This window comes from Terriglobus sp. YAF25 (assembly GCF_052113305.1).
In the GTDB taxonomy this organism is placed as follows: domain Bacteria; phylum Acidobacteriota; class Terriglobia; order Terriglobales; family Acidobacteriaceae; genus Terriglobus.
In genome coordinates this window covers 1-3,750 of the sequence record NZ_JBFRCY010000459.1, presented here as the reverse complement: position 1 = coordinate 3,750, position 3,750 = coordinate 1, and the positions used below count along the sequence as shown (strand labels likewise).

General features: G+C 58.5%; 4 protein-coding genes and 1 pseudogene. 2 read left to right on the top strand and 3 right to left on the bottom strand.

What is annotated here, in order from left to right; genetic code table 11:
- On the top strand, positions 1–429 hold a 429-nt coding region (locus AB4043_RS17930), incomplete at its 5' end, for a PcfJ domain-containing protein (RefSeq protein ID WP_442307682.1).
- Between the two features lie 434 nt (positions 430–863).
- Here the strand turns inward: AB4043_RS17930 and AB4043_RS17925 are convergent.
- The 3 genes from AB4043_RS17925 to AB4043_RS17915 form a co-directional block, all read right to left on the bottom strand.
- Positions 864–2,012 (bottom strand): phosphatidylinositol-specific phospholipase C1-like protein, encoded by a 1,149-nt coding sequence (locus AB4043_RS17925; protein ID WP_442302873.1) that lies wholly within the window; start codon positions 2,010–2,012, stop codon positions 864–866.
- Between the two features lie 264 nt (positions 2,013–2,276).
- Entirely contained in the window at positions 2,277–2,930 is a 654-nt protein-coding gene (locus AB4043_RS17920; protein ID WP_442302874.1) for a CPBP family intramembrane glutamic endopeptidase, read from the bottom strand.
- Between the two features lie 51 nt (positions 2,931–2,981).
- Positions 2,982–3,374 carry a hypothetical protein gene (locus AB4043_RS17915; protein ID WP_442302875.1) on the bottom strand — a complete coding sequence of 131 codons (393 nt, stop codon included), beginning with the start codon at positions 3,372–3,374 and terminating at the stop codon, positions 2,982–2,984.
- 86 nt (positions 3,375–3,460) lie between these two features.
- Between AB4043_RS17915 and AB4043_RS17910 the strand changes: the two are divergent.
- Positions 3,461–3,750, top strand: a pseudogene (locus AB4043_RS17910) (molecular chaperone HtpG); the annotation flags it as partial.

Genomic DNA, 3,750 nt, shown 5'->3' with positions numbered 1-3,750 from the left:
GTGCAGTCAATGCTGCGGTTGATGCAAGCCTGGCATCGGAGTCTTGGAGGCAGCAGTGCCGCGTTCTCGTGGACGCGGTCACCGTTTCAACCCTTGGTCTTCGAAGAGCCAGGCCGGGATGTTTCAGAGATGCCAAGACGCTGGCACATGATGGAACTTACCAATAGCGCTCAGCTCCGGAAAGAAGGCGCCGCGCTGCACCATTGCGTCGCCAGCTATGCGTATCGCTGCGATCGCGGAACCTCGAGCATATGGTCGCTCAGCTTGTGGCAAGGAGAGAAGGTTCGCCATGTATTAACGGTCGAAGTCGATCCGAGAAGACGTGCTGTCATTCAGGCTCGCGGCCGGGCGAATCGCGCAGCTTCAGGAAAGCCACTCCTGCTGTTGCAGGAGTGGGCCGGTCGAGAGAGGCTACGCATGGCTATTTAATGTGCTGACGTATGCTCGCTTATGGTTAGTCGGGATCGACGATGCGGTTGTGTAGACCGTCCACACAGTGCATCCCGTTTCGCACCGGAGGTGCGAATGCCTTGCTTAAGGGGACGGCTTTAGCCGTCCCGTATCAGCACTGAACGACACGCGGCTTTAGCCGCTGAGGTCAGATCCAAATGCGAAGCACAGCATTTGGAGGTTCTCAGATATATCGCCCTCAGCGGCTAAAGCCGCCACTTTCCCTGGCGTCTGAAGCGGCATGGCTGAAGCCATGCCCTTAAGCGAGACGTTCGCACCTGAGGTGCGAAATGGTTGCGCTACGCGCACCAGATCAGAGTCATGGCACTATATCCCAGCGTGCCTGTTGCAGAAGCTCCAGTTCCCACCTGCCGCCGACCAGCCATTAAATCTTAAGATGTCGCCGTTCTGCGTTACGGCTGATGCGAAGCAGACGGCTCCTTCGTCCTGACTCCCGGCTCCAACAACGCATCGCTGCATTCGGAAGGCGCATTGACCGGGTTGCAGCGTGCTGCGAAACCTCCGGGTAGACCGACGGTGTAACCCGTCCACGGCGCAGGTTCAGAGACAGGGAAGTCGGTGCTGACCATCTGGGCTCCGGTTGCCAGCGTCAGGTCGCGTCGGGTGGTGTCGTTCGTGCGGCCCTGGTCAGTGTTGAAGTCTGCACGGGTGCGTACAAGATAGCCGCTCTTCACCAGCGCGCGGATCTCATCCTGCGAACCCTTGTCACGCTCTACAAACGCGGCGTCGGGCTTGCCGGGCTCAGAGTTGGTGAACAGTACGCGTCCCTGCAGTACCGGGTGGCCCTCTAAGTAAGCAGGAGCAGACGGCCGGTTGTAGAGAAGAAAGAGGACCTTGCCGCGCGACTCCGCCAGAGTTGGCCATGCGCCCGCGAGCACTGCGGCTTCCAGCGTGGAATACTTGCCGCGCACATTGTCCGGAGTGATGAGTTCCTGCTCGGGGAAGACCGAACGGATCTCGGCATCCAGCGAGTTCCATGTCTCTGCGGTCCAGGGCTCTGCGGTCGTCGCTCCGGGAAGCTGGCTGAGCCGTCCCTGTTTGTCTTCGATCAACAACAGAATTGGAACGTGTTTGGGATGCGCCTTCGACCAACCGCGAATGTCTTGCAGGCAGTGTACAAAGGTCTGGCAACTGCTGCGCTGGTTGACGTCGCCCAGATGAATGACCTTGAAGCCGGGCTTATCCATCTCGTGCTTCGGATCGAAGTCAGGATCGGCGGGAAGGCCGGCTTCCTTTGTCAGTCCAACGATCTTCGGATGCGAAAAGCGGCCGCCGGTGGGGTCAGTAACAATATCCAGCTCCAGTTGACGGACCCCGGCATCAAGTTGTTTCGGCAGCGACTGATGATGGTAGTCCACGCCATGAAAGGCGTCAGGAAAATGCCCGGAGAAGTACTTCTCTTCGCTGGGCGCAAAGCCGGTGTTGTAGCTGTTGTGTGAGCCCACAACCTGGATCTGGTTCAGATGGAGAAGCTTGTCCTGCTTACTGCTTGTCTGTGCTGCGGCGGCCACTGCCGCCAGCGCAAGCAGGCCCGCGCCCAAAGCATTTTTTCTGTAGATGTAGTGGAGGGTTTGTGCATCTATGGGCGTTTTCCGCAATGAAAACGCCGCTGCACGCTTCTGCCGGGATACCCAACAGCAGGAAAAATGCTTGAACGTGGAGTATGTCATTCCCTACCAAATCCCTTCATCTGCGCCAGAGATACATGTTCCTGCTCTGAGGGTATAGATCAGCAGACACGAATCAATAGGCCTCATGCCCTACGAGCAGGATCAAGCGGGAAGCCAACTGGCATGGGGCGCRCTTCAACTGGGCTTTGGCCAGACCCCGTGATAAAAGTACTGCCCCAGACCCACGGTAAACAGCCAGCAGCCGTACAGCGCATGCTCAACGCTGGAGACGAAGAGCGATTCCGTGTGCTGGTATCGCCAGGCAAACAGGAGTCCTCCGAGGAACGTCAGCACGACCGCCAAAGGGTTGCGGAAGACGATATGCATCCCGCCAAAGACAGCCGCGCTTGCAGCAACCAGCATCAGTCCGCCCTCGGGTGTCGCTGGAAACAGACAGGCATAGCGATGCATGAAGAACGCTCGATAGAGAAAGGCTTGTGGATAGACAGAGAGAATCGGGTATAGCACCATCACCATCGCCCAGAAGCGTGTGTGTCGGCGCGCGAAGCTCCATTCCAGATTTGGCGCCAGCCAGTGAACACCTGCCCACTGCAGTGCTGCCACGACCAGGAAGATCGCCAGGATGCCGGCCAGGTTGCTTCCCAGCGGAGCAGGATTCCATAGCTGCCTGCGATCGAAGCCCGGATCTCGGGCCAATTGCCACCATGCATACCCGGCCGCCAGCCAAAGTACCGGCAAGGCTGGAAGGCGTACCGGGGAAAGCCGGTATGCCGCCGGTACTCCGATGAATAGAACTACTAACTCAAACAGCAGCCCTGCGTGCGCCATTCCGGGTAGAGTACCTCTCGCCACATGACATGCTCGTGAATTATGCCGCAGCTAGGGCCGCGCAAGACGGATAATTTCCGCGAGCTCCTCCTCCAGGACCCTGGCGACGTCAGCCTCATTCGCTGTAGGGGCGATGGGAACCGTAATGATGACGGTGCTGCCACCCAGCGGGCGAGGTGTTACGCGGATGTACGCGCCGCCCCGCCTGTTGTCAGCCATCTCCCGAATGTAGTCCACGGCGAGGGCTGTGGGATGCAGGAAGAGCTCCGTGTTGAAGCTGTCGCCGTTTTTGGTGACACGGAAGTGAGTTTTATCGGTGGACTCAATCGAATCGGCGAAGGCGGGCGCCCATTTGGGGAGATTGCTGACTTCAGCAAGAACCTTGTAGATCTCGATCGGCTCAAGGTCAGACTCGGCGGCGCGGGTCAGGGTTTGGAGGGACATGGATGGTTAGATGAGGTGGCCGGCGGGGGCGTTCCACAGAAACCCAGCTTCATTCCGGCCGGTTTTTTGGCAAAATTAAGAACGATATGTCCAAGCAGCAATTCCAGACTGAAGTCTCCCAGCTCCTGCACCTGATCGTTCACTCACTTTACTCACACCCGGAGATCTTTCTCCGCGAGCTCATCTCCAACTCCTCCGATGCGCTCGATAAGCTGCGCCACCTCAGCCTGACCGACGAGAAGTACAAGGCCCTCGTCGGCAGTGGCATCGACTCGCCGCGCATCGATCTCGAGCTCGACGAGGCCAACAAGACCCTGTCTCTCTCCGATACCGGCATCGGTATGAGCGAGGAAGACCTGATCTCGCACCTCGGCAC